Annotated in this window: 21 protein-coding genes; 2 read left to right on the top strand and 19 right to left on the bottom strand. The window is 64.4% G+C overall.

Features of this window, described 5'->3' with window-relative positions:
• Positions 1 to 70: 70 nt before the first annotated feature.
• The 11 genes from IGS60_RS02530 to IGS60_RS02480 form a co-directional block, all read right to left on the bottom strand.
• The gene (locus IGS60_RS02530) at positions 71 to 904 is read right to left on the bottom strand and encodes an inositol monophosphatase (RefSeq protein WP_230502166.1); all 834 of its coding nucleotides are present in this window, start codon (positions 902 to 904) and stop codon (positions 71 to 73) included.
• Positions 901 to 1,986 (bottom strand): ABC transporter ATP-binding protein, encoded by a 1,086-nt coding sequence (locus IGS60_RS02525; RefSeq protein ID WP_070220974.1) that lies wholly within the window; start codon positions 1,984 to 1,986, stop codon positions 901 to 903. The genes IGS60_RS02530 and IGS60_RS02525 overlap by 4 nt, the downstream gene beginning before the upstream one ends.
• Entirely contained in the window at positions 1,983 to 4,157 is a 2,175-nt protein-coding gene (locus IGS60_RS02520; RefSeq protein ID WP_230502165.1) for an iron ABC transporter permease, read from the bottom strand. Before IGS60_RS02520 ends, IGS60_RS02525 begins: the two co-directional genes overlap by 4 nt.
• Positions 4,158 to 4,360: 203 nt before the next feature.
• The gene (locus tag IGS60_RS02515; protein ID WP_099410802.1) at positions 4,361 to 5,380 is read right to left on the bottom strand and encodes an ABC transporter substrate-binding protein; all 1,020 of its coding nucleotides are present in this window, start codon (positions 5,378 to 5,380) and stop codon (positions 4,361 to 4,363) included.
• 247 nt (positions 5,381 to 5,627) lie between these two features.
• Positions 5,628 to 6,926, bottom strand: a complete 1,299-nt coding sequence (locus IGS60_RS02510; protein ID WP_070310222.1) for an MFS transporter — start codon at positions 6,924 to 6,926, stop codon at positions 5,628 to 5,630.
• Positions 6,927 to 7,511: 585 nt separating this feature from the next.
• Positions 7,512 to 7,835, bottom strand: coding sequence for a thioredoxin family protein (locus IGS60_RS02505; RefSeq protein WP_230502162.1), 324 nt, complete (start codon positions 7,833 to 7,835; stop codon positions 7,512 to 7,514).
• An 18-nt stretch (positions 7,836 to 7,853) separates the two neighbouring features.
• Positions 7,854 to 8,549, bottom strand: coding sequence for a fumarylacetoacetate hydrolase family protein (locus IGS60_RS02500; RefSeq protein ID WP_070290426.1), 696 nt, complete (start codon positions 8,547 to 8,549; stop codon positions 7,854 to 7,856).
• 76 nt (positions 8,550 to 8,625) lie between these two features.
• Entirely contained in the window at positions 8,626 to 9,921 is a 1,296-nt protein-coding gene (locus IGS60_RS02495; protein WP_230502160.1) for an MFS family transporter, read from the bottom strand.
• Between the two features lie 153 nt (positions 9,922 to 10,074).
• Positions 10,075 to 11,277, bottom strand: a complete 1,203-nt coding sequence (pcaF, locus tag IGS60_RS02490; RefSeq protein WP_230502158.1) for a 3-oxoadipyl-CoA thiolase — start codon at positions 11,275 to 11,277, stop codon at positions 10,075 to 10,077.
• A gap of 66 nt (positions 11,278 to 11,343) precedes the next feature.
• Positions 11,344 to 11,985 (bottom strand): 3-oxoacid CoA-transferase subunit B, encoded by a 642-nt coding sequence (locus IGS60_RS02485; RefSeq protein ID WP_230502156.1) that lies wholly within the window; start codon positions 11,983 to 11,985, stop codon positions 11,344 to 11,346.
• 10 nt (positions 11,986 to 11,995) lie between these two features.
• Positions 11,996 to 12,694, bottom strand: coding sequence for a 3-oxoacid CoA-transferase subunit A (locus IGS60_RS02480; RefSeq protein ID WP_230502154.1), 699 nt, complete (start codon positions 12,692 to 12,694; stop codon positions 11,996 to 11,998).
• Between the two features lie 165 nt (positions 12,695 to 12,859).
• On the opposite strand from IGS60_RS02480, the gene IGS60_RS02475 reads away from it, so the two are divergent.
• Entirely contained in the window at positions 12,860 to 13,687 is an 828-nt protein-coding gene (locus tag IGS60_RS02475) for an IclR family transcriptional regulator C-terminal domain-containing protein (protein ID WP_230502152.1), read from the top strand.
• Here IGS60_RS02475 and IGS60_RS02470 read toward each other — a convergent pair whose 3' ends face one another.
• Genes IGS60_RS02470 through IGS60_RS02455 form a run of 4 tightly spaced genes read right to left on the bottom strand, consistent with a single transcriptional unit; the run spans position 13,688 to position 15,814 of the window.
• Positions 13,688 to 14,545 (bottom strand): ChaN family lipoprotein, encoded by an 858-nt coding sequence (locus tag IGS60_RS02470; RefSeq protein WP_230502150.1) that lies wholly within the window; start codon positions 14,543 to 14,545, stop codon positions 13,688 to 13,690.
• 42 nt (positions 14,546 to 14,587) lie between these two features.
• Positions 14,588 to 15,019: a YeeE/YedE family protein gene (locus IGS60_RS02465; protein ID WP_230502148.1), complete on the bottom strand. Its 432-nt coding sequence runs from the start codon at positions 15,017 to 15,019 to the stop codon at positions 14,588 to 14,590.
• Positions 15,020 to 15,027: 8 nt separating this feature from the next.
• Positions 15,028 to 15,453 (bottom strand): YeeE/YedE family protein, encoded by a 426-nt coding sequence (locus IGS60_RS02460; protein WP_230502146.1) that lies wholly within the window; start codon positions 15,451 to 15,453, stop codon positions 15,028 to 15,030.
• Between the two features lie 7 nt (positions 15,454 to 15,460).
• Complete coding sequence (locus tag IGS60_RS02455; protein ID WP_070310209.1) at positions 15,461 to 15,814, bottom strand: helix-turn-helix transcriptional regulator; 354 nt, start codon at positions 15,812 to 15,814, stop codon at positions 15,461 to 15,463.
• Between the two features lie 333 nt (positions 15,815 to 16,147).
• Between IGS60_RS02455 and IGS60_RS02450 the strand changes: the two genes are divergently transcribed.
• A complete protein-coding gene (locus IGS60_RS02450; RefSeq protein WP_230502144.1) occupies positions 16,148 to 16,552 on the top strand; it encodes a PEP-CTERM sorting domain-containing protein in 405 nt (134 codons plus the stop codon).
• A gap of 71 nt (positions 16,553 to 16,623) precedes the next feature.
• Here IGS60_RS02450 and IGS60_RS02445 read toward each other — a convergent pair whose 3' ends face one another.
• The 4 genes from IGS60_RS02445 to IGS60_RS02430 are packed head-to-tail and all read right to left on the bottom strand — an operon-like array spanning position 16,624 to position 19,367.
• The gene (locus tag IGS60_RS02445) at positions 16,624 to 16,803 is read right to left on the bottom strand and encodes a hypothetical protein (RefSeq protein ID WP_121670428.1); all 180 of its coding nucleotides are present in this window, start codon (positions 16,801 to 16,803) and stop codon (positions 16,624 to 16,626) included.
• A complete protein-coding gene (locus IGS60_RS02440) occupies positions 16,800 to 17,201 on the bottom strand; it encodes a DUF3224 domain-containing protein (protein ID WP_230502142.1) in 402 nt (133 codons plus the stop codon). Before IGS60_RS02440 ends, IGS60_RS02445 begins: the two co-directional genes overlap by 4 nt.
• A complete protein-coding gene (locus IGS60_RS02435; RefSeq protein WP_070290442.1) occupies positions 17,201 to 17,788 on the bottom strand; it encodes a DUF1697 domain-containing protein in 588 nt (195 codons plus the stop codon). The genes IGS60_RS02440 and IGS60_RS02435 overlap by 1 nt, the downstream gene beginning before the upstream one ends.
• A 13-nt stretch (positions 17,789 to 17,801) precedes the next feature.
• Entirely contained in the window at positions 17,802 to 19,367 is a 1,566-nt protein-coding gene (locus IGS60_RS02430; protein ID WP_230502680.1) for a sensor histidine kinase, read from the bottom strand.
• Positions 19,368 to 19,471: the final 104 nt, after the last annotated feature.

Genomic DNA, 19,471 nt, shown 5'->3' with positions numbered 1-19,471 from the left:
TGCTCAACAGCGTGTTGCCACTACATGCGTCCCTCGCCGGACGCCTGCCCTCCCTCTCCAGTCAATGTGTTCAGGTACAGCGCGGCAAGGCCAGCGCCGCCAGTTGCGGATACAAGCGGGGGCCGCCCACCAGGATGGGGTTGCCCTTTTCCAGACCGTTATCGGCCAGGAAATCATTGCAGCGCCCGCCCGCCTCGTTGACGAGCACGATGCCCGCCAGGCAATCCCAGGAATTGATGTGCGGCTCGAAATAGCCGATCAGGCGCCCGGCCGCCACGTAGGCGATCATCAGCGCGCCGGAACCGTTGCGGATGAACATGCCGCCCTCTTCCAGCACGTCGAGCAGGAAGGGCAAAAAGGTATCGGTGCCCACGCGGTGCGAAAAGCCCACGCCCAGCACGCCGCCCTGCAGGCTGGCCACGTCGTTGACGCGCAGCCGCGTTTCGCCCGCCTTCGCCGTCACATGCGCGCCCTGCCCCAGGCAGGCGTGGAACAGCTCGTCCGCATTCGGGTCGTACACGGCGCCGATGGCGGGCTGGCCGTCGACCAGCACGCCGATCGACACGCACCAGGCCAGCATGCCGTTGACGAAACAGGCCGTGCCGTCGATGGGATCGATGACCCACACGCAGCGCGCGTCGGACGCGCCGCCGCCCCGCTCTTCGCCCACCACGGCGTCTTCCGGGAAGCGCTCGGCGATCTGCGCGCGCAGGAAATCCTCGACCATGCGGTCGGCGATGCTGACCATGTCCTGCAAGCCCTTTTCCTCGATCACCAGTTCCGCGCGGCGCTGGAACATGCCCAGCGCGATCTCGCCCGCCTGGCCGATGATGTGCCGGGCGTAGGCATAGCGTTCCAGGGTCGCCGCGTCGGCCAGTACCGCTGCCTGTGTCATATCTGTCATGCTTGTCCTCCAATGATGGCTGCGCCATGTTCGTGTACGGTCATGGCGACCGACGTGCCTTGCGTGAAAACCTGGCTCAAGTCGTGCGAGACGGCAAACAGTTCGCCGACCGGCGTCTCGAGCGTGTATTGCATTTCGCGTCCCAGGTAAGTGGCGCGCGCCACGCGCACCACCATGGCGCTGTCGGGCTGCGCGGGCGACAGCAGGATCGCTTCCGGACGCACGGCGAAACTCGCTTCGCCGCTGCGCTGGCTGCGGCATGGCAGGCGCAGCCGCAGCTTGCCCATGACGCAGACGGCCTTGCCGTCGGCCACCGATTCGATCACGCCATCGACGATGTTCGCGTTGCAGATGAAGTCGGCGACGAACTTGTCGGCCGGCGACTCGAACAGCTCGTGCGGCGTGCCCTTTTGCGCGATCACCTGGCGGTTCATGACGATGATCTGGTCGGAAATGGCCAGCGCCTCTTCCTGATCATGCGTGACGTACACGGCCGTCAAGCCCAGCTTGACCTGGATGTCGCGGATCTCGTCGCGCACGCGGCGGCGCAGTTTCGTGTCGAGGTTCGACAGCGGCTCGTCCAGCAGCAAGACCTTGGGCTGCAGCACCAGCGAACGGGCCACGGCCACCCTCTGCTGCTGGCCGCCCGACAACTCGTTGGGGAAGCGCGCGGCAAAGTCGGCCAGGCCCACCAGGCGCAGGCTTTCCTGCGCCCGTTCGATGGCGCGCGGCTTGGTCTCGCCCGAGACGGTCAAGCCGTAGCACACGTTGTCGAGCACCGTCATGTGGGGGAACAGCGCATACGACTGGAACACCATGCTGACGTCGCGCTCGGCGGCGGAGGTCAGGGTGACGTCCTCGCCGGCCAGCAGGATGCGCCCGGCGCTGACGCGTTCCAGGCCCGCGATCAGGCGCAGGGTGGACGTCTTGCCGCAGCCGCTGGGACCCAGCAGGGTGACCATGGTGCGCGGCGCGATCGTGAACGACACATCGTTCACGGCCAGGGCCTTGCCGTAGCGCTTGGTAACACCGTCGAATTCCAGCGCGGCAAGCTCTGTTGCTTGGGTAGTAAAGTGGTTCATGCGTAGCTCTTTTCCAGGTTGGGAACGGCGGCCGGCAGCGTTTTTTCGGCGCTGACGCGGCGAAGGCGGCGCTTGCCGACCAGCAAATGGATCAATTGGATGCACAGCAGGATGATGACGATCAGCACCGTGGCATAGGCGATGGCCGTGCCATAGTTACCGTTCGACACCAGACCGATGATGTAGGACGTGGCCATGTCGTAATCGGCGCTGACGAGGAAGACGACGGCCGAGATCGACGTGATCGAACGCACGAAGCCATACACGAGGGCCGAGGCAATCGCCGGGCGCAGCAGCGGCAGGATGACCTTGCGCATGGTGGTCCAGCTGCTGGCGCCCAGGGTGATCGACGCCTCGTCCAGGCTGCCGTCGAGCTGGCGCATGGCGGCGATGCCCGTGCGCAAGCCCATCGGCATGTTGCGGAAGACAAAGCACAGGATCAGAATCGTCGCCGTGCCCGTCAACTCGATCGGCGCCGAGTTGAACGCCAGGATGTAGCTGATGCCGATGACGGTGCCGGGAATGGCAAAGCTGAGCATGGTGCCGAACTCGAACGCGCTCTTCAGGGCGAATTGCTGGCGCACCAGCAGCCAGGCCGACAGGATGCCGACAAAGGCCGTCAAGGGCGCGGCGATGGCCGAAATAGTCAGCGTGGTGAACAGCGACGGCCAGGCCTGGCCCGTCCAGTGCCAGCCGGAAGCGCCCGCCGTGATGCCGAAGGCGTCGATGTAATGGCGCAAGGTGAAGGCATTGTCCTGGCCCCAGTTGTTCACGAAGCCGCCCGCCACCACCGTGCCGTAGATCAGGGCCGTGAAGGCGAACCATGGCAGGGCGATGGTCCACAGGGTGGTTTTCAGGCGCGGGTTGAGCGAGGCGTGGCCGCCGTGGTCGGCCTTGCCCGTCACCGTCACATACGATTTCTTGCCCAGCCACAGGTTCTGGATGAAGAAGGCGCCCACGGCAAACGTCAGCAGCACGATGGCCAAAGTCGCCGCGCGGCCCTGGTCGTTCGAGGCGCCCACCACGGAAAAGAAGATCTCCGTAGACAGCACGTGGAAGTTGCCGCCCAAGACCATCGGGTTGCCGAAGTCGGCCATGCTTTCGATAAAGCACAGCAAGAAGGCATTGGCGATGCCGGGACGCATCAAGGGCAAGGAGACCTTGACGAAGGTTTGCCAGCTGCTGGCACCCAGGGTGCCCGACGCTTCTTCCAGCGAGGGGCTGACGCCTTCGACCACACCGATCAATGTCATGAAGGCGATCGGCGCAAAGGCCAGCATCTGCGACAGCCACACGCCCGTCATGCCGTACAGCCAGCGGCTTTGCTCGATGCCAAACAATTCTCCGACGAGGCCCGTGATGGCGCCGTTGCGGCCGAACAGCAGGATCAGCGCCAGGCCCAGCACGAACGGCGGCGTGACGATGGGGAGAATCGTGATGGCGCGCATGGGGCGTACCCAGCGGCCATTCGTGCGCGTCACCAGCAGGGCGAACACGAGACCGAGGAAGGTGGCCGACACGCCCGTCAGCAAGGCCAGCGCCAGGGTGTTCCAGGCCACGCCGCAACGGCCGGGACCGGCCACGCAATTGAGGCTCCAGATACCGGGGTCGGCCAGGCGGCGCGCCAGGGCGGCGGCGCCCGTGCCGCCATCGTCCATGGGCTGGCCGGCACTCACCAGAATCAGCGCGACGGGGAACAGCACGAACAGGGAAATCAGGCAGATGATGAGGCCGATGGCGCCGGCCACGAAGGCGTCGCCGCGGCACACGCCGCAGGCGGCGGCGCCCGAGGTCAGCAGGAACAGCAGGCACAGCGCCAGCAGCAGCGCGCCGAAACCGAGGCCGGTGCCGGCGGCCAGCGGCCCCCAGCCCAGCCATGCCAGCCACAGCAGGCCCGCGCCGCCGAGGGCGATCTGGCCCAGGCCCAGGGTCTTGCGGTGGGGATTGGCGGCCACCAGCGCGGCGCTGGCGGCGATCAGGGCAAAGAACACGCCCAGCGGCCAGGCGCCGAACGACAGCACGTGCAACACGGCCGGTGCGCCACGTTCACTGAAGAACTGGCCGTCGCGCAGCCATTCGCCGGCGAACAGGCCCGCTTCCTGCTGCTGCCAGGGCAACAGGCACAACGCGGCCAAAGCGGCCAGCAGCCAGCCGTAAAATATCTTTTTCATGAGTTTCATCCAACTATGAACGTCTGAAATTCTGTTGCGCGGTGCGCTCTGTTTTCCAGACGTTTTGAACAATTGATATAGGTTTAACGCCTGCCAAAACTGTAGCGAGCGGCAGTGAGTTGCGGCCGAGACGCGCAGCTGTGCGCTAGCACAGTGAGCATCGCAGGCTGCAAATCGCGACGCGCAGTAAGTTTTGGCGCGCGTTAATTGCCGGCAGAATAAATCTGCGTGGTCCAGCGTTGTAATAAGCGCTTGCGCGTGTCCGACGCGCCGTACTTGGCGAAGTCGTAGTTGATGGTCTTGATGTTTTCCAGGCGCGGCGAGGCGGCGGGAATGGTGGCGGCCGCGTTGGACGGGATCTGGAAAGCCAGCGCCTTGACGGCTTCGCTCTGCACGTCGGGACGCAGGGCGAATTCATAGAATTTCTTTGCCTGTTCCATGTTTTTCGCGCCCTTGACGATGCTCATCGAGCCGATCTCGTAGCCCGTGCCTTCGCAGGGCGGCAAGACCTTCACGGGGAAGCCGGCGACGGTGAGTTTCATCAGGTCATGCATGAAGCCGATGGCCACGCCCGCTTCGCCGCGGCCTACGTCCTCGCCCGGCGCCACGCCCGCGTTCGGGTATTTGCTGACGTTCTGGCCCATTTTCGCCAGGAAATCGAAGGCTTCCTCTTCGCCGAACAGCTGCACCACGGTGGCCAGCGCGTTGTAGGCGGCGCCCGAGGAGTTCGGGTTGGCCATCTCGATCTCGCCCTTGTAGGCGGGCTTGACGAGGTCTTTCCAGCACTGGGGCGGCGGCAGGTTTTTCTTCTTCAGCACGTTTTCGTTATAGGCCAGGCCCAGGATGCCGATGTAGATGCCGACGGTGCGGTACTTGGCCGTCTCGGCCTGCTTGAGCGCCCACGGCTGCAGCTTGGGCAGGGTGGGCGACTTGTATTCTTCCGTATAGCCTTCGGCGGCGGCCTGCAGGTGCGGGTCGCCCGTGCCGCCCCACCAGATGTCCGATTTCGGGTTCGACGCTTCGGCGCGGATCTTCGCGTAGGCTTCCCCCGCGCTCTTCCTGATCATCGATACCTTGATCTTGCTTTCCGCCTCGAAGCGGTTCTTCATCAGCTGGCACCATTCCATGTCGGCCGAGCACAGCACGGACAGGCGTTCCTCGGCGGCCATGGCCGTCATCGGCAGGGCCAGGCTTATAGCAATCGCAACATTGCGCATCTTCATCGTCTCACTCCAAGTTCGTTATCGTTGTGGTACTTCAGACCGCACCGCTATCTTGCGGTGTCACTGTCCCGGGATGTGCTTTTTAAGGCCTTGCACTGTATTGCACACGTGTGCACACCTTACCACCAGCCGATTTTGACTGTCAACAAGAATCTCGGCAGGCGTGCGGCGTGGCGTTTTACCGACAAAAAAAGCCGCCAGCTGGTTGCAGCTGGCGGCTTTCGGGTGCTCCGGGATCAGAGGCGTGTTACTGCCAGGCTTCCTTGCCCGCGCGCGGCTTGCCCACCATCAGCAGCGCGCCCAGGGTCAGCACGGCCGCCAGCGACAGGTAATAGCCCACGTATTGCAGACCGTAGTTGGTGGCCAGCCAGGTGGCGATGTACGGCGCCAGCGAGGCGCCCAGGATGCCGGCCAGGTTGAAGGTCAGCGAGGCGCCCGTGTAGCGCACTTCGGGCGGGAACAGCTCGGACAACATCGTGCCCAGCGGTCCGTAGGTCATGCCCATCAAGCCCAGGCCGACAGCCATGAAGACGGTCACTTCCCATGTCACGCCCGAGCCGAACATCGGCGCGAGCACCAGGCCGAAAATGGCGATGGCGACGGAGACCCAGATCAGGGTAGCGCGGCGGCCGCGGCGGTCGGCCAGCACGGCCGACAACGGTATCGTCAGGGCGAAGAACAGCACGGCAAACAGTTGCACGACGAGGAATTCCTTGCGCGTGAAGCCCAGCTTGGTCGTGCCCCAGCTCAGCGCGAACACCGTCATCAGGTAGAACAGCACGAAGGTGGCCAGGGCGATGATGGTGCCCAGGAACAGCATGCGGCCGTGCTGGCGGAACACGGTGGCCACGGGCAGCTTGACGACTTCGTTCTTGTCGATGACTTTCTGGAAGTCCGGCGTTTCCGTGATCTTCAGGCGCACGTACAGGCCGACGATGACCAGCAGCGCGCTGGCGAGGAAGGGGATGCGCCAGCCGTAGCTGAAGAACTGTTCATCGGTCATGGTTTCGCTCAGCAGCAGGAAGATGCCGCCCGACAGGAAGAAGCCGATCGGCGCGCCCAGCTGCGGGAACATGCCGTACCAGGCGCGTTTGCCCGGTGGCGCGTTCTCGGTTGCCAGCAGCACCGCGCCGCCCCACTCGCCGCCCAGGCCCAGGCCCTGGCCGAAACGGCACAGCGCCAGCAGCAGCGGCGCCAGGGTGCCGATGGCGGCATACGTCGGCAGCAAGCCGATGATGACGGTGGAGATACCCATGGTCAGCAAGGCCGCCACGAGAGTGGCCTTGCGGCCGATGCGGTCGCCGAAGTGGCCGAACACGGCCGAACCGATGGGACGGGCGAAGAAGGCGATGGCGAACGTGGCCAGCGACTGCAGCACGGCGGCCGACGGGTCGCCGGCGGGGAAGAACAGTTTCGGGAACACCAGCACGGCGGCGGTGGCGTAGATATAAAAGTCAAAGAACTCGATGGTGGTGCCGATCAGGCTGGCGAACAGCACCGTGCCGGGGGAATTTTTCTTGGGGGGGGTGCTCCGGGGCTTACTCATTTACTGCGCTCCTTGGGGAGGGTGTCTAAAGGCCATTCTCTGGATGTTTTTTCAGGCAGCAGCACAGCACGTTGTCTAGGCGCGCGGTTCACATATCATAGCTGTGCGCGGGCGTATTTGCTGCGAAATTGCTATTAAATTCGCAAACAAATTCCACGCCGCAACACGCCGTTGTTAACGGCAGACAACGGTGTACCAACGCGCGCTATCGCGCCGTGATCAGTGCTGATTTAGAGAAACAACGGTCGTGCGCCATCCGGTTACCCGGGGCACGGCAGGAAAGGCGTCAGGGGATGGGCGACGTGTATCAGGCCCGGCGTATCGCCAGGCATTCCGTACCAGACCCGCGCGTCGGCATCGCGGCATCGGTCATTTGTGGTGAATCCTTGCCTGCGGCCCCTCCGGGTGGAGCGGGCCGGCGATGATCGCGCTGCATCACGCAGGATGCGGTTGATCTTGCTGTAAGCGGCTTATCATACGCGCAGTGCTGCGGTGCGGCAAGAAGTTGTGATGGAGCATGTACGGTGGTGTCGGCTTACGCTGCGCTAAGCCGACCTACGCCGACCTACGCCCACCTATACTGACCTACGCATCGATCAATGCAAAAGTCTGCTCGATCTCGCGGCAGTCGAGCGGGCGCACGAGGCGCGCCACTTCCTGGCCATCCTTCAGGAAAATCAGGGTCGGCCACAGTTTCACGCGGAATGAGCGCCCCAGCGCGCGGCCGGGGCCGTCTTCCACGCGAATATGCGCTACCCCGGGGTGCTGCGCCAACGCGGCGGCCAGCGGCGCGTCTGTGGCGCGGCAGTGGCCGCACCAGCCCGTGCCGAATTCCAGCAGGGCCGGCCCCGTCAAGGCGTCGATCTCGGCGCGCGTGGGTTGTGCTACGGAATATGTGTCGTTCATCATGCCGCCCTCCTTGTCCGCTCAGACCACTTTCACGCGCAGTTCGCCCAGGCCATCGATGGCGCCCACCAGCTCGTCGCCGCGCTGCACGGCCGCCACGCCGGCCGGCGTACCCGTGTAGATCAGGTCGCCCGGTTGCAAGGTGAAGTAGGTCGACAGGTCGGCGATGGTTTCGGCCACGTTCCAGATCAGCATATCGATGCTGCTGCTTTGACGCAGCTCGCCATTCACGTGCAGGGTGATGGCGGCATGCTGGACGTCACCTGCCTGCGCGGCCGGCGAGATGGGGCCGATGGGCGCCGAGTGTTCGAAGGCCTTGCCCGTGTCCCATGGACGGCCCAGTTTTTTCGCTGCGCCCTGCACGTCGCGGCGCGTCATGTCCAGGCCGATCGCATAACCCCACACGTGGCTCAGCGCATCGGCCGCGCCGATATCGCTGCCGCCCTTGCCGATGGCCACCACCAGTTCCATCTCGTGCTGGAAATCCTGTGTCTGCGCCGGGTACGGCAGCTCACCCGTCGTGCCGGCTGGCACGGGCAGCACGGCGTCAGCCGGCTTCATGAAGAAAAACGGCGCCTCGCGGCCCGTGTGGCCCATTTCCTTGGCGTGCTCGACATAGTTGCGGCCTACGCAATAGATGCGGTGGACGGGGAAAGTATCAACGCTGCCGATGACGGGAACGCTGGGCTGGATCGGTGCGGGAATGACATACGACATGAAAACTCCTGATCGGCACGATAAAAAGGCGGCGATGAAAAAGGGACACCGCAGTGTCCCCCATTTTACGACAACGTTACTTCAGCAGTCCCGAGCGGCTCGGGTCCGGCATGCGGATGGCGACGATGAAGGAAATCAGGCACATGACGGTCACGTACCAATAGAAATACTCTTCCACGTGCCAGGCCTTGAACTGCAGCGCCACGTACTCGGCCGAACCGCCGAACATCGCGTTGGCCACCGCATACGACAGGCCCACGCCCAGCGCGCGCACTTCGACGGGGAACATTTCCGCCTTGATCAGGCCGCTGATCGACGTGTAGAAACTGATGATGGCCAGCGCGATGATGATCAGGCCAAACGCCGCGTACGGGCTGGAAATATCCTTCAAGGCATGCATGATCGGCAGCACGCACAGGGTGGCCAGGCCGCCGAAGAACAGCATCGAGGTGCGGCGGCCGATGCGGTCGGACAAGGCGCCGAACACGGGCTGCAGAATCATGTAGACGAGCAAGGCGCAGGTCATGACGGCGCTGGCCGTCTTGGTATCCATGCCGGCCGTGTTCACCAGGTATTTCTGCATGTAGGTGGTGAACGTGTAGAACACGAGCGAACCGCCGGCCGTAAAGCCGAGTACCGTGATGAAGGCGCGCTTATGCTTGAGCAAGCCGCGCAGGCTGCCCGCGTCCTTGTCCTTGCGCTCGCTTGCGGTGGTCGTTTCCGTCAGGGATTTACGCAGGTTCAGCGAGACGAGGGCCGCCAGGGCGCCAAACACGAACGGGATGCGCCAGCCCCAGGCGCGCAATTCTTCCAGGGTCAGCAGTTGCTGCAAGACCACCAGCACCAGCAAGGCCAGCAGCTGGCCGCCGATCAGGGTCACGTACTGGAACGAGGCGAAGAAGCCGCGCTTGCCCGATTCCGACACTTCGCTCATGTAGGTGGCGCTGGTGCCGTATTCGCCGCCCACGGACAGGCCCTGGAACAGGCGCGCCACGAGCAGCAGGAACGGCGCGAAGGCGCCGATGGTGTCATACGTCGGCAGGACGGCGATCATCAGGGAGCCGCCGCACATCATCAGCACGGAAATCATCATCGACTGGCGCCGGCCGTATTTGTCGGCGATGCGGCCGAACAGCCAGCCGCCCACGGGGCGCATCAGGAAGCCGGCGGCAAAGATGCCGGCCGCCTGCAGCAGCTGCGTGGTCGAGTTACCGGAAGGGAAGAAGGCGTGCGAGAAATACAGCGCGCAGAACGAGTAAATATAGAAGTCGAACCATTCGACCAGGTTACCGGAAGAAGCGCCAATGATGGCCTTGATGCGCTGCTGGGAAGTCAGCTGCGCAACGTCATGCGGAGTATCGTGGGATGTCATATCAATCTTCTTGTTCGTGTGAAAAAGCCAACGCCAGCCAGGTTGCCCGGGCTGGTTTTGCATCATACGCCCTTGATCAGGGTCAAAAAGCCGGCCGGCATACGGGTTAATACGTATCGCCGGCAACTATTTTTCGCCATCAGGCGCATGGAATCAGACCCGTTCCAGCACCAGCGCGATGCCCTGGCCCACGCCGATGCACATCGTACAGAGCGCATAGCGCCCGCCCGTGCGGTGCAGCTGGTTGACGGCCGTCATGGCCAGGCGCGCACCGGACGCGCCCAGCGGGTGACCGAGGGCGATGGCGCCGCCGTTCGGGTTGACGCGCGGATCGTCGTCGCGCACACCCAGCTGGCGCAGCACGGCCAGGCCCTGGGCGGCAAACGCTTCGTTCAATTCGATGACGTCGAAGTCGGTCAGGGTCAAGCCCGTCATGGCCAGCACTTTCAGGGTGGCAGGTGCGGGGCCGATGCCCATGATGCGCGGCGCCACGCCGGCCGTGGCCATGGCCACGACACGGGCGCGCGGCGTCAGGCCAAAGCGGGCCGCGTTCGCCTCATCGGCCAGCAGCAGCGCCGCCGCGCCGTCGTTGACGCCGGACGCGTTGCCGGCCGTAATCGTGCCGTCCGCGCGCACGACCGGTTTCAGTTTGGCCAGGGTGTCCAGCGTGGTGGCGCGCGGATGCTCGTCGCGGGCGACGACGATGGGATCGCCCTTCTTCTGTGCAATGCTGACGGGGCAGATTTCGCTGTCGAACACGCCAGCCTGCTGCGCCGCCAGGGCCTTGACCTGGCTGGCCAGGGCAAACGCATCCTGGTCCGCGCGGCTGATGCCGAAGTCGCTGGCCACGTTTTCCGCCGTTTCCGGCATCGAATCGACGCCGTACTGCGCCTTCATCAGCGGATTGATGAAGCGCCAGCCGATGGTCGTGTCCTCCATTTTCATGCCGCGCGAAAAGGCGCTGTCGGCCTTGCCCATGACGAACGGCGCGCGGCTCATGCTTTCCACGCCGCCGGCGACCAGCAAGCCCGCTTCGCCGCTCTTGATGAAACGGGCAGCGCTGCCGATGGCGTCCAGGCCCGAGCCGCACAGGCGGTTCAGGGTGGCGCCCGGCACGCTGTCGGGCAATCCCGCCAGCAAGGCGGCCATACGCGCCACGTTGCGGTTGTCCTCGCCCGCCTGGTTGGCGCAGCCGTACAGCACGTCCGTGACGGCCGTCCAGTCCACATTGGGGTTGCGCGCCATCAAGGCGCGGATGGGCACGGCGCCCAGGTCGTCGGCGCGCACGCCGGACAGGCCGCCGCCGTAGCGGCCGAATGGGGTGCGCTGGGCATCGCAGATAAACGCTGCAGTCATATTTTTTTCCTCCAAGAAATGTAGGTCGGGTTAGTGCGCAAGCACGTAAGCCGACATTGCTGGCTGCTAACGTCCATCCAGCAGTGAAACCGGCGTCAACGCCTGCAACTGTTCAAAATTCAAGCCATCGACCAGTTCGACGACCGTGGCGCCAGCCGGCCCCAGGTCGAACACGGCCAGGTCGCTGTAGATGCGGCTCACGCACCCGATGCCCGTCAGCGGATAGCTGCAGGCCTGCACCAGCTTGCTTTCACCGCCCTTGGTCAGCAATTCCATCATGACCCAGGTTTTTTTCGCGCCGATGGCCAGGTCCATGGCTCCGCCCACGGCGGGAATGGCGTCGGGCGCGCCCGTGTGCCAGTTGGCCAGGTCGCCCGTGGCGGACACCTGGAAAGCGCCCAGCACGCAGATGTCCAGGTGGCCGCCGCGCATCATGGCGAAGCTGTCGGCGTGGTGAAAATAGCTGCCGCCCGCCAGCAGGGTGACGGGCTGCTTGCCCGCGTTGATCAGGTCGTAATCTTCCTCGCCCGGTGCGGGCGCGGGGCCCATGCCGATCACCCCGTTTTCGCTGTGCAGGATGATCTCCGCGCCGGCCGGCAAGTGGTTCGCCACCAGGGTCGGCAAGCCGATGCCCAGGTTCACGACGGCGCCTTCATGGATGTCGGCCGCCACGCGGGCCGCCATCTGGTCTCGATTCCATTTATGCATTTGATACTCCTCAGGCAGCTTTGAAGCCGGCGGGGCCGGTGGCCGTGCGCGGCACTTGCACGATGCGCTGCACGAACAGGCCCGGCGTGATGACGTGTTCGGGGTCGATGCTGCCCAAGTCAAGCACCTCGTGCACGGAAGCAATGCTGACCTTGGCGGCCATGGCCATGATGGGACCGAAGTTGCGCGCCGTCTTGCGGTAGGTCAGGTTGCCCCAGCGGTCGCCCTGCTCCGCCTTGATCAGGGCGAAATCGGCGTGGATGGGCGACTCGAACACATACATGCGCCCGTCGATCTCGCGCGTTTCCTTGCCCTTGGCCAAGTCCGTGCCATAACCGGTGGGCGTAAAAAAGCCGCCGATGCCGGCGCCGGCGGCGCGGATGCGCTCGGCCAGGTTGCCCTGCGGCACCAATTCCAGTTCCAGCTTGCCCGCGCGGTACAGGGCGTCGAAGACGTGGGAATCGGCCTGACGCGGGAACGAGCAGATGATCTTGCGCACCTGCCCGTTTTTCAGCAGGGCGGCCAGGCCCGTGTCGCCATTGCCCGCGTTGTTGTTGACGATGACGAGGTCGCGCGCGCCCTGGGCGATCAGGCCGTCGATCAGCTCGGCCGGCTGGCCCGCGCCGCCGAAGCCGCCAATCATGACGGTGGCGCCATCGTGGATATCGGCCAGCGCATCAATCACGCTGGAACGCAGTTTGTCGATCATTGCGGTCTCCTCCCAATCAAACTCATTAGTCATTTGTTCGTATAACGAACAAATATTCGCATTTAGAACTTATTCGTGAGAATATGCCTGATCGGGGCGCTTGTCAATTTGCCGTTTTCGCCAGCGCCATGGCTATAATTGCCACCTTGCCCCATTGGAATTGCCATGACCGCACGCAGCCGCACCTCCCTTTCCACCGAAGAAACCGTCGATGCCGACGGCGCGCCGCGTCCCGGCGACAGCTATGTGCAATCGTTCGCGCGGGGCCTGGCCGTGCTGCGCAGCTTTGGCGCGGAGGCGCCGCAACAGACCTTGAGCGAAGTGGCGGAACGGGCGCAGCTGACGCGCGCGGGCGCGCGGCGCATCCTGCACACCTTGCTGCATCTCGGTTATGTGGAAGCGGATGGACGGCTGTTCCGTTTGACGCCCAAGGTGCTCGACCTCGGTTACGCCTACCTGTCATCCTTGCCCGTGTGGACGCAGGCACAGCCGCTGCTGGAAGAATTGATGCAGACCTTGCGCCAGTCGTGCTCGGCCACCGTGTTCGACGGCGACGACATCGTGTATGTCGTGCGCCTGTCCGCACACCGCACCATGTCGATCAACCTGGGCATCGGCAGCCGCCTGCCCGCCTACTGCACCTCGATGGGCAGAGTGTTGCTGTCGGGCCTGGCGCCCGACGCGCTGCGCGAGCGGCTGTCGAAGATGGCGCTGCTGAAGATCACGCCGGTGACCAAGGTCGATATCGATGTCTTGATGGAAGAGATTGCGCAAGTGCGGCGCCAGGGCTGGTGCCTGGTGCAGGAAGAGCTGGAACAGGGCTTGATCGCCCTGGCCGCGCCCGTGTTCGACCGGGCCGGCAAGGTGGTGGCGGCGATCAACGTCAGCGGCCAGACGGCGGGGCCGTCCGTGGCGCATCTGCTGGAACACAGCCTGCCGAAACTGCTCGACACGGCCAGCCGGGTCAGCGCCCTGGTGCGGGTGCAGCAGTGATTATTTCCTGAATTTGGCGCACAAGTCCGGGCGCGGCTGCGCCGGCATCGTTTGCGTCAAGTCGAACGTGCCCTGGTAGCCGGCGACGCCCTGTTCCAGGTAGCCGATGCTGCGCAGGTTCAGTTGCGGGTCGGCCAGCTTCAGCCAGCGGGGCACGCCAAGATCCTTGCGCACATGCGCATTGCCGGCGATCAGCACCACGTCGCGCGGCGCCTGGTCGCGGATCAGCTTGGCCATCCAGATATCGCGCGCCACCTGGGCGTTGACGACACCGTTGATCATCATGTCGGGCAGCATATTGCAGCGGGCCGCCTGGGCTTCCTTCTTTTGCCCTTCCAGAATATCGGCCGGCACGGGCGCAGCCAGGTAAGTGGCGACCATGGCGGGCAGCATGGACCACTGGATACCGTCGCGCACGATGCGCGAGGCATCGGCCGGCGACAGGTTGCCGGCGACCAGGGTCAGCTGGTAGCTGATGACGAGGTCCAGCACGGGCCGGTACAAGCTCCAGTCCCAGCGCGGCTGTTCCATCACGCGGATGATGCAATCGGGGTCGGCGCAATCGCGCGCGGCGCGCGTCAGCAAGGCCTGGTTTTCGCGATCAAACTGCTCCATGACGATCACGGGACGCCAACCGGCCGCCAGCCGGCGCTGCAATTCCGCGACCCTCAGGCGGTGGCCTTGCGCATTGTCATGCACTTCGCCGAGCAGCAGCACTTGCGGATTGGGCAAGGTATCGGCCACGGGCGCGGGAGGGGGCGGGGCTTCCTTCTTCAACAAGCCGCCGCAGGCGGACAGCGCCAGCACGCTGCACAGCAGGGCGGCGCGCGCGCCGGCGCGGAAAATCACGGTCTTCATGTAAGCAGTATCCAGAGTGGCGATGCGCCAGATTGTACCGTCTCAGGCCGGCGAAGGTGCCTTGCGGCGCTCCAGCACTTCAAAGAGCAGCATGCCGGCCAGCATCGCGATCACAAACAGCCAGGCCTTCGGCTGGCCCGCCAGCAGCGACACGAGGGCGGGTCCGGGACAGAAACCGGCGATGCCCCAGCCCGCGCCAAAGGCCAGGCTGCCCAGCAGCAAACGCCGGTCGATGCGCCGCGACGCGGGCAATTGCATGGGCTCGCCCAGCAGCGAATTGCTGCGCCGGCGCGCCAGCCAGAAGGCGGGCAGGGCCACGCCGATGGCGCCGCCCATCACCAGCGCCAGCGACGGATCCCAGGCGCCGGCCAGGTCGAGGAAACCGAGCACCTTGGCCGGGTTGGCCATGCCGGAGACGATCAAGCCCAGCCCAAAGACGAGGCCACTCAACAGGGAAAGGATGAGCTTGCTCATAAGCTTGCTCACAGATGGCGCAACAGATACACGGTGAAGAAACCGGCCGCCATGAAGGCACACGTGGCCGCCAATGAACGCGGTGACAGGCGCGACAGGCCGCACACGCCGTGGCCGCTGGTGCAGCCGGCGCCGTAGCGCACGCCCACGCCCACCAGCAGGCCCGCCGCGATCAGGGCAGGCGTACCGGCGTCGATCTGCACGGGCGGCAAGGCTTGCCACAACTGCCACAGCAGGGGCGTGCCGATCAGGCCGGCGAGAAAGGCGATGCGCCAGCCCAGGTCGCTACTGCGCGGGCGCAGCAAGCCGCCGACGATGCCGCTGATGCCGGCGATGCGGCCATTGAACAAGATCAATAGCGCCGCCGCCAGACCGATCAGCATGCCGCCGGCCAGCGCGGCCCATGGCGTGAAGTGCGGCCAGTCGATAGTCATGGCAGGATCAGTCGGCTTCGTCGTTGAACGGGGGGCGCGGCGCGCAAAATTGCGCGTACAGCACTTGCAGCACGGCCAGCACGGGCGCGCTGGCGACGCGGTAATAGATCTGCTTGCCGTCGCGCCGCGTGGCCACCAGCATCTCTTCGCGCAGCACGCCCAGCTGCTGCGACAGGGTCGGCTGGCCGATGCCCACTTTTTGCTCGAGGTCGCTGACGCAATGCTCGCCCTGCGATAGCTGGCACAGCAGCATCAACCGGTCGGCATTGCCCATGGCCTTGAGCAGCGAGCTGGCCTTGTAGGCCGAACCCCGCATGGCGTCGAGGTTGTATTCGGCGTGTTGTGTTGCGACTGTCTCCATCGTGCCCTCCCACAGGCGGTCATATTGAATAGCGTGCGATAAACAATATACTAATCAATATATTGTTTTCCTGCTGGCGATTCGCACAAAAAAACAACAGTGTTTTTCGGCGATAGCGTGCTTATGCGAAGTGTGCGGCAGCGATCATGTTTACGCTATCAAAATGACAAATATTCGTAATAAAGAGGAAATAAACGTATCAAAAATGTCACGATCTATGCTGTAATGGGAGAACAGCAGAAAAATCATGATACGCCCCCGTACAGGCGAATTGTCCGTCCATGCGCTAGCCGGTTTCGGCTGCGCCGCGCGGTGAACAACAGGGAGAGCACGATGAGAATCTATCAGCCGTTATGCGTGGCCTTGCTGGCGCTGTCGGCCAGCACGGGGAGCATGGCGGCAGTCAGCGACACGACGGCCGGCAAGCAGGAAGCCGGCGAACGCGTGACGATCGATGAAAGCATCAGCTTGAATAACAATCCTGGCTGGGAAACGCCGGACTTGCCGTATGCACGCCTGCTGGCCAGCAGCACCGCGACGGCGGCACCGCACTGGAGCAGCAGTGGCGCGCGCCATACGGCCCTGGCGCCGCCCAGGCCCACGACGGCCGCGACCGCACAGCAAACCAGCGTACCGGCCGCCGTGCCGGAAGCGAGCATGTACTCGATGCTGCTGGTGGGTTTGGGCCTGGTGGCCTTGAGCCTGCACGGCGAAAAACAGGAAAAATTCGACAACTGACAGCGCCTGCGCTGGCAAGTGCGCTGCTGCAAAACATTCCGCCTGGTGCGGAATGTTTTTTGATGGCGTCCTCATTTATCGAGCAGGCGGCAGACCCGTTCGATATTCCCCACCGGAATGCCCGACTTCAGGGCGCGCGCGATGCAGCCCGCCTTGTCCGGGCCCGAGGCGGACATGAGCACGAAGGCCGTCACCACCGCGCTGATGGCGACGAGCACGATCAAGACGCCCTTGACGATATCCCAGTTCATGGCGTCTCAACAATGTCATACGTAAAATCATAATAATGCTTGCCCTCCTCGATGCGGATGGCCAGGCTGCCGGTGAGTCCTTGCAACTGGCCCGTACCCGTATCGGGCACCACCGTCACGGACAAGGCGGGCGCGCCGCGCGTCATGCTGCCGCTGTGCTGCAAATAAAAACTGCCGTGGCGCCCGTCCAAAGTGCCTTCCACCCATTCCAGCGCCACATAGCCTGCCGAACCGGTCACGCTGGCACGCGCGCTGAGCATCTCGCCCTGCGCGCTGGCGTCGAGGGCGCCGTGGTAGCGCTTGGCTAGCGACAAGCGTCCCAGCCCCGACTGCGCGGCCGTGTCAGACAAGGCTTCCGGACGGATGATGACGTCGAATGTCCCTGAAATGGAAGGCATCAGTGCTCCTTGGTAAATGAGGATATGGCTGCCGCATCCGCTCCGTTCAGCAGCGCATATAATTTTTGCATGGTGGCCCAGTTGCGCGAGGTGACGCCGTCGCCCAGCAGCACACCCAGCGCCGCCACCACCTTGCTGGCCAGCACGCCATCGGGACACCAGGCATACGCGGCCCATCGGCCCAGCGCCAGCGCTTCGGGCTGCCACGACTGCTGCAAGAGCGGCGTCAGGCGCTGCACGTCGGCCGGATTGTTCAGCACCAAGGTCAGCAGGCGTGCCGCATCGGTCGCCGGCGCCAGGGTGTTTTGTTCGACCAGTTCGGCAAACTGGCTGGCCGACAGCACCGTCACCCTGGCCGCCACGCCCAGTTTCAGCACCAGCGCTTCCTCGATGCGGGCAGCGGCCTCGGCCGGCGCCACCGCCCCCCCGTCATACACGACGTTGCCGCTGTTGAGTACCGTACGCACCTGCGCAAAACCGAGGTCGCCCAGCAGCTTGCGCAGGTCGGCCATGGCCACGCGCTTGGCGCGACCCACATTGATCCCGCGCAAAAGCGCCACTTGCTGACTGTTTTCTATCTGTGCCATGTCATCTCCTTGACTATGCCTGGCTGCTGGTGCTTTCCGGCAACGGCGTCACCGTGGGCAAGCGCAGCAGGAACGTCGCGCCCTGCCCCAAGGTGCTGCTGACCGTGATGGTGCCGCCAAACTGCTTGGCAATCAAGTTGAACACGATATTCAAGCCCAGCCCCGTGCCGCCCTGCCCGCGCCGCGTGGTGACAAACGGATCGAACACGCGGTCGAGCATGTCGGGCGCGATGCCGCGGCCGTTGTCGCGCACCTGCATGGCGATCGCGTCGCCGTCGCGGCGCACGCCGATATGGATATTGCCCGCCGTGTCCGCATCGAAGGCGTGCTCGACGCAGTTCAAGACTAGGTTGGTCAGCACCTGCGCCAGCGCACCCGGATAGCTGTCGAGCATGATGTCAGGCGGGCAATCGATATCGATGCTGATGCGCGTCTTTTTCAGGGTCGGCTGCAGGCTCGAGATCACTTCGCCGATATAGTCGCGCAATTCAAACAAACGGCGCGCCTCGCTGACCTGGTCGACGGCGATCTGCTTGAAGCTGTGGATCAGGTGTGCGGCCCGGTAGGCATTGTTCATGATCAGCCGCGCGCTTTCGCCGGCCGTTTCCAGGTAGCGCACGATGTCGGTCTTCTTCACGTTGCCGCCAGCCACCGCCGCGCTGATGTCATCGGTGGCTTCCTTCAGTACCGAAGCGCTGGTCAGGGCGATGCCGACCGGGGTGTTGATTTCATGCGCCACGCCGGCCACCAGGCTGCCCAGCGAGGCCAGGCGTTCCGACTGCAGCAACGATTCCTGCGCGCGGCGCAGCTCGTCCATGGCCTGCGCCGTTGCCTGCTGCGAACGGCGCGCCATGTCTTCCGCCTCGCGGCTGCCTTCGATGATGGACTTGAGCTTGCGCTGCACGGCATTGAAGCCGCGGATCACGTCGCCCAGTTCGTCGCGCCGGCTTTCCGGCAGCTCTTCGACCTCGTCGCTGCCGCGCGTGGCCAGGTCGAACAAGCCGTCGCGCAACTGCTTCAGGGGGTCGAAGACGATGCGCAGGCTCAGCGCCAGGGCGCCCACGAGGATGATGTCAAGCAGCAACACTTCCAGTACCTTGCGCCGCACTTCGCTGCGCAAGGCCGCATCGATCTGCGCGCGGCTGAAATTGACGATGACCTTGCCGACAATCACCGGCTTGCCGCCCGAGGCCGCCGCCACGGCGTCGCGGAACACCAGCGGCGCCTCGACGGGCGTGCCGCCCATGGCCACGTCCGCCTCAAGCGGCACCAGCGTGCCGGCCGCGTCGCGCACCTCGCCGGCGAACAAACCGACCGAGGCGTCATAGACGCGGATGCCGACCAGTTCCGGCGGCAGCATTTCGGCCGCCACGATGCTGTCGACCTTGGATTTATCGAGGTCCCACAGGGCGGACGGCAAGCTGGTCTGCAAGCGCGTGAGCACGCCGCTGCGCAGGCGCGCGCTGCCCGATTCGAGTTCCTTGCTCAAGGTATATTGGGTATAGCTGCCGGAAATGCCCAGCACCAAGGTGACGATCACGACAAAAAGCAGGGTCAGCCGGACTTGGATACTCACCATCAATCAACACTCCCCGGGCCAGGCCAGCCGCCAGCCCGCGGCGCGGGCGCAGATACGTCAGCAATGCAAGGGCCTGATTCAAATGTACGGTATGACATGCTTAT

It is taken from the genome of Janthinobacterium sp. FW305-128 (assembly GCF_020858135.1).
Classification (GTDB): Bacteria; Pseudomonadota; Gammaproteobacteria; order Burkholderiales; family Burkholderiaceae_D; genus Janthinobacterium.
Note: the sequence above shows the minus strand (reverse complement) of the source record. Positions and strands in the feature narration are given on the sequence as shown.

What these genes read in the sequence shown, in the direction of transcription:
- IGS60_RS02485 (WP_230502156.1), bottom strand. Translation starts at nt 11,985, where the DNA reads ATGCATAAATGGAATCGAGACCAGATGGCGGCCCGCGTGGCGGCCGAC.
- IGS60_RS02480 (WP_230502154.1), bottom strand. Translation starts at nt 12,694, where the DNA reads ATGATCGACAAACTGCGTTCCAGCGTGATTGATGCGCTGGCCGATATC.
- pcaF (WP_230502158.1), bottom strand. Translation starts at nt 11,277, where the DNA reads ATGACTGCAGCGTTTATCTGCGATGCCCAGCGCACCCCATTCGGCCGC.
- IGS60_RS02430 (WP_230502680.1), bottom strand. Translation starts at nt 19,367, where the DNA reads ATGGTGAGTATCCAAGTCCGGCTGACCCTGCTTTTTGTCGTGATCGTC.
- IGS60_RS02465 (WP_230502148.1), bottom strand. Translation starts at nt 15,019, where the DNA reads ATGAGCAAGCTCATCCTTTCCCTGTTGAGTGGCCTCGTCTTTGGGCTG.
- IGS60_RS02440 (WP_230502142.1), bottom strand. Translation starts at nt 17,201, where the DNA reads ATGCCTTCCATTTCAGGGACATTCGACGTCATCATCCGTCCGGAAGCC.
- IGS60_RS02450 (WP_230502144.1), top strand. Translation starts at nt 16,148, where the DNA reads ATGAGAATCTATCAGCCGTTATGCGTGGCCTTGCTGGCGCTGTCGGCC.
- IGS60_RS02445 (WP_121670428.1), bottom strand. Translation starts at nt 16,803, where the DNA reads ATGAACTGGGATATCGTCAAGGGCGTCTTGATCGTGCTCGTCGCCATC.
- IGS60_RS02525 (WP_070220974.1), bottom strand. Translation starts at nt 1,986, where the DNA reads ATGAACCACTTTACTACCCAAGCAACAGAGCTTGCCGCGCTGGAATTC.
- IGS60_RS02500 (WP_070290426.1), bottom strand. Translation starts at nt 8,549, where the DNA reads ATGTCGTATGTCATTCCCGCACCGATCCAGCCCAGCGTTCCCGTCATC.
- IGS60_RS02505 (WP_230502162.1), bottom strand. Translation starts at nt 7,835, where the DNA reads ATGATGAACGACACATATTCCGTAGCACAACCCACGCGCGCCGAGATC.
- IGS60_RS02530 (WP_230502166.1), bottom strand. Translation starts at nt 904, where the DNA reads ATGACAGATATGACACAGGCAGCGGTACTGGCCGACGCGGCGACCCTG.
- IGS60_RS02510 (WP_070310222.1), bottom strand. Translation starts at nt 6,926, where the DNA reads ATGAGTAAGCCCCGGAGCACCCCCCCCAAGAAAAATTCCCCCGGCACG.
- IGS60_RS02495 (WP_230502160.1), bottom strand. Translation starts at nt 9,921, where the DNA reads ATGACATCCCACGATACTCCGCATGACGTTGCGCAGCTGACTTCCCAG.
- IGS60_RS02460 (WP_230502146.1), bottom strand. Translation starts at nt 15,453, where the DNA reads ATGACTATCGACTGGCCGCACTTCACGCCATGGGCCGCGCTGGCCGGC.
- IGS60_RS02515 (WP_099410802.1), bottom strand. Translation starts at nt 5,380, where the DNA reads ATGAAGATGCGCAATGTTGCGATTGCTATAAGCCTGGCCCTGCCGATG.
- IGS60_RS02455 (WP_070310209.1), bottom strand. Translation starts at nt 15,814, where the DNA reads ATGGAGACAGTCGCAACACAACACGCCGAATACAACCTCGACGCCATG.
- IGS60_RS02475 (WP_230502152.1), top strand. Translation starts at nt 12,860, where the DNA reads ATGACCGCACGCAGCCGCACCTCCCTTTCCACCGAAGAAACCGTCGAT.
- IGS60_RS02520 (WP_230502165.1), bottom strand. Translation starts at nt 4,157, where the DNA reads ATGAAAAAGATATTTTACGGCTGGCTGCTGGCCGCTTTGGCCGCGTTG.
- IGS60_RS02470 (WP_230502150.1), bottom strand. Translation starts at nt 14,545, where the DNA reads ATGAAGACCGTGATTTTCCGCGCCGGCGCGCGCGCCGCCCTGCTGTGC.
- IGS60_RS02435 (WP_070290442.1), bottom strand. Translation starts at nt 17,788, where the DNA reads ATGGCACAGATAGAAAACAGTCAGCAAGTGGCGCTTTTGCGCGGGATC.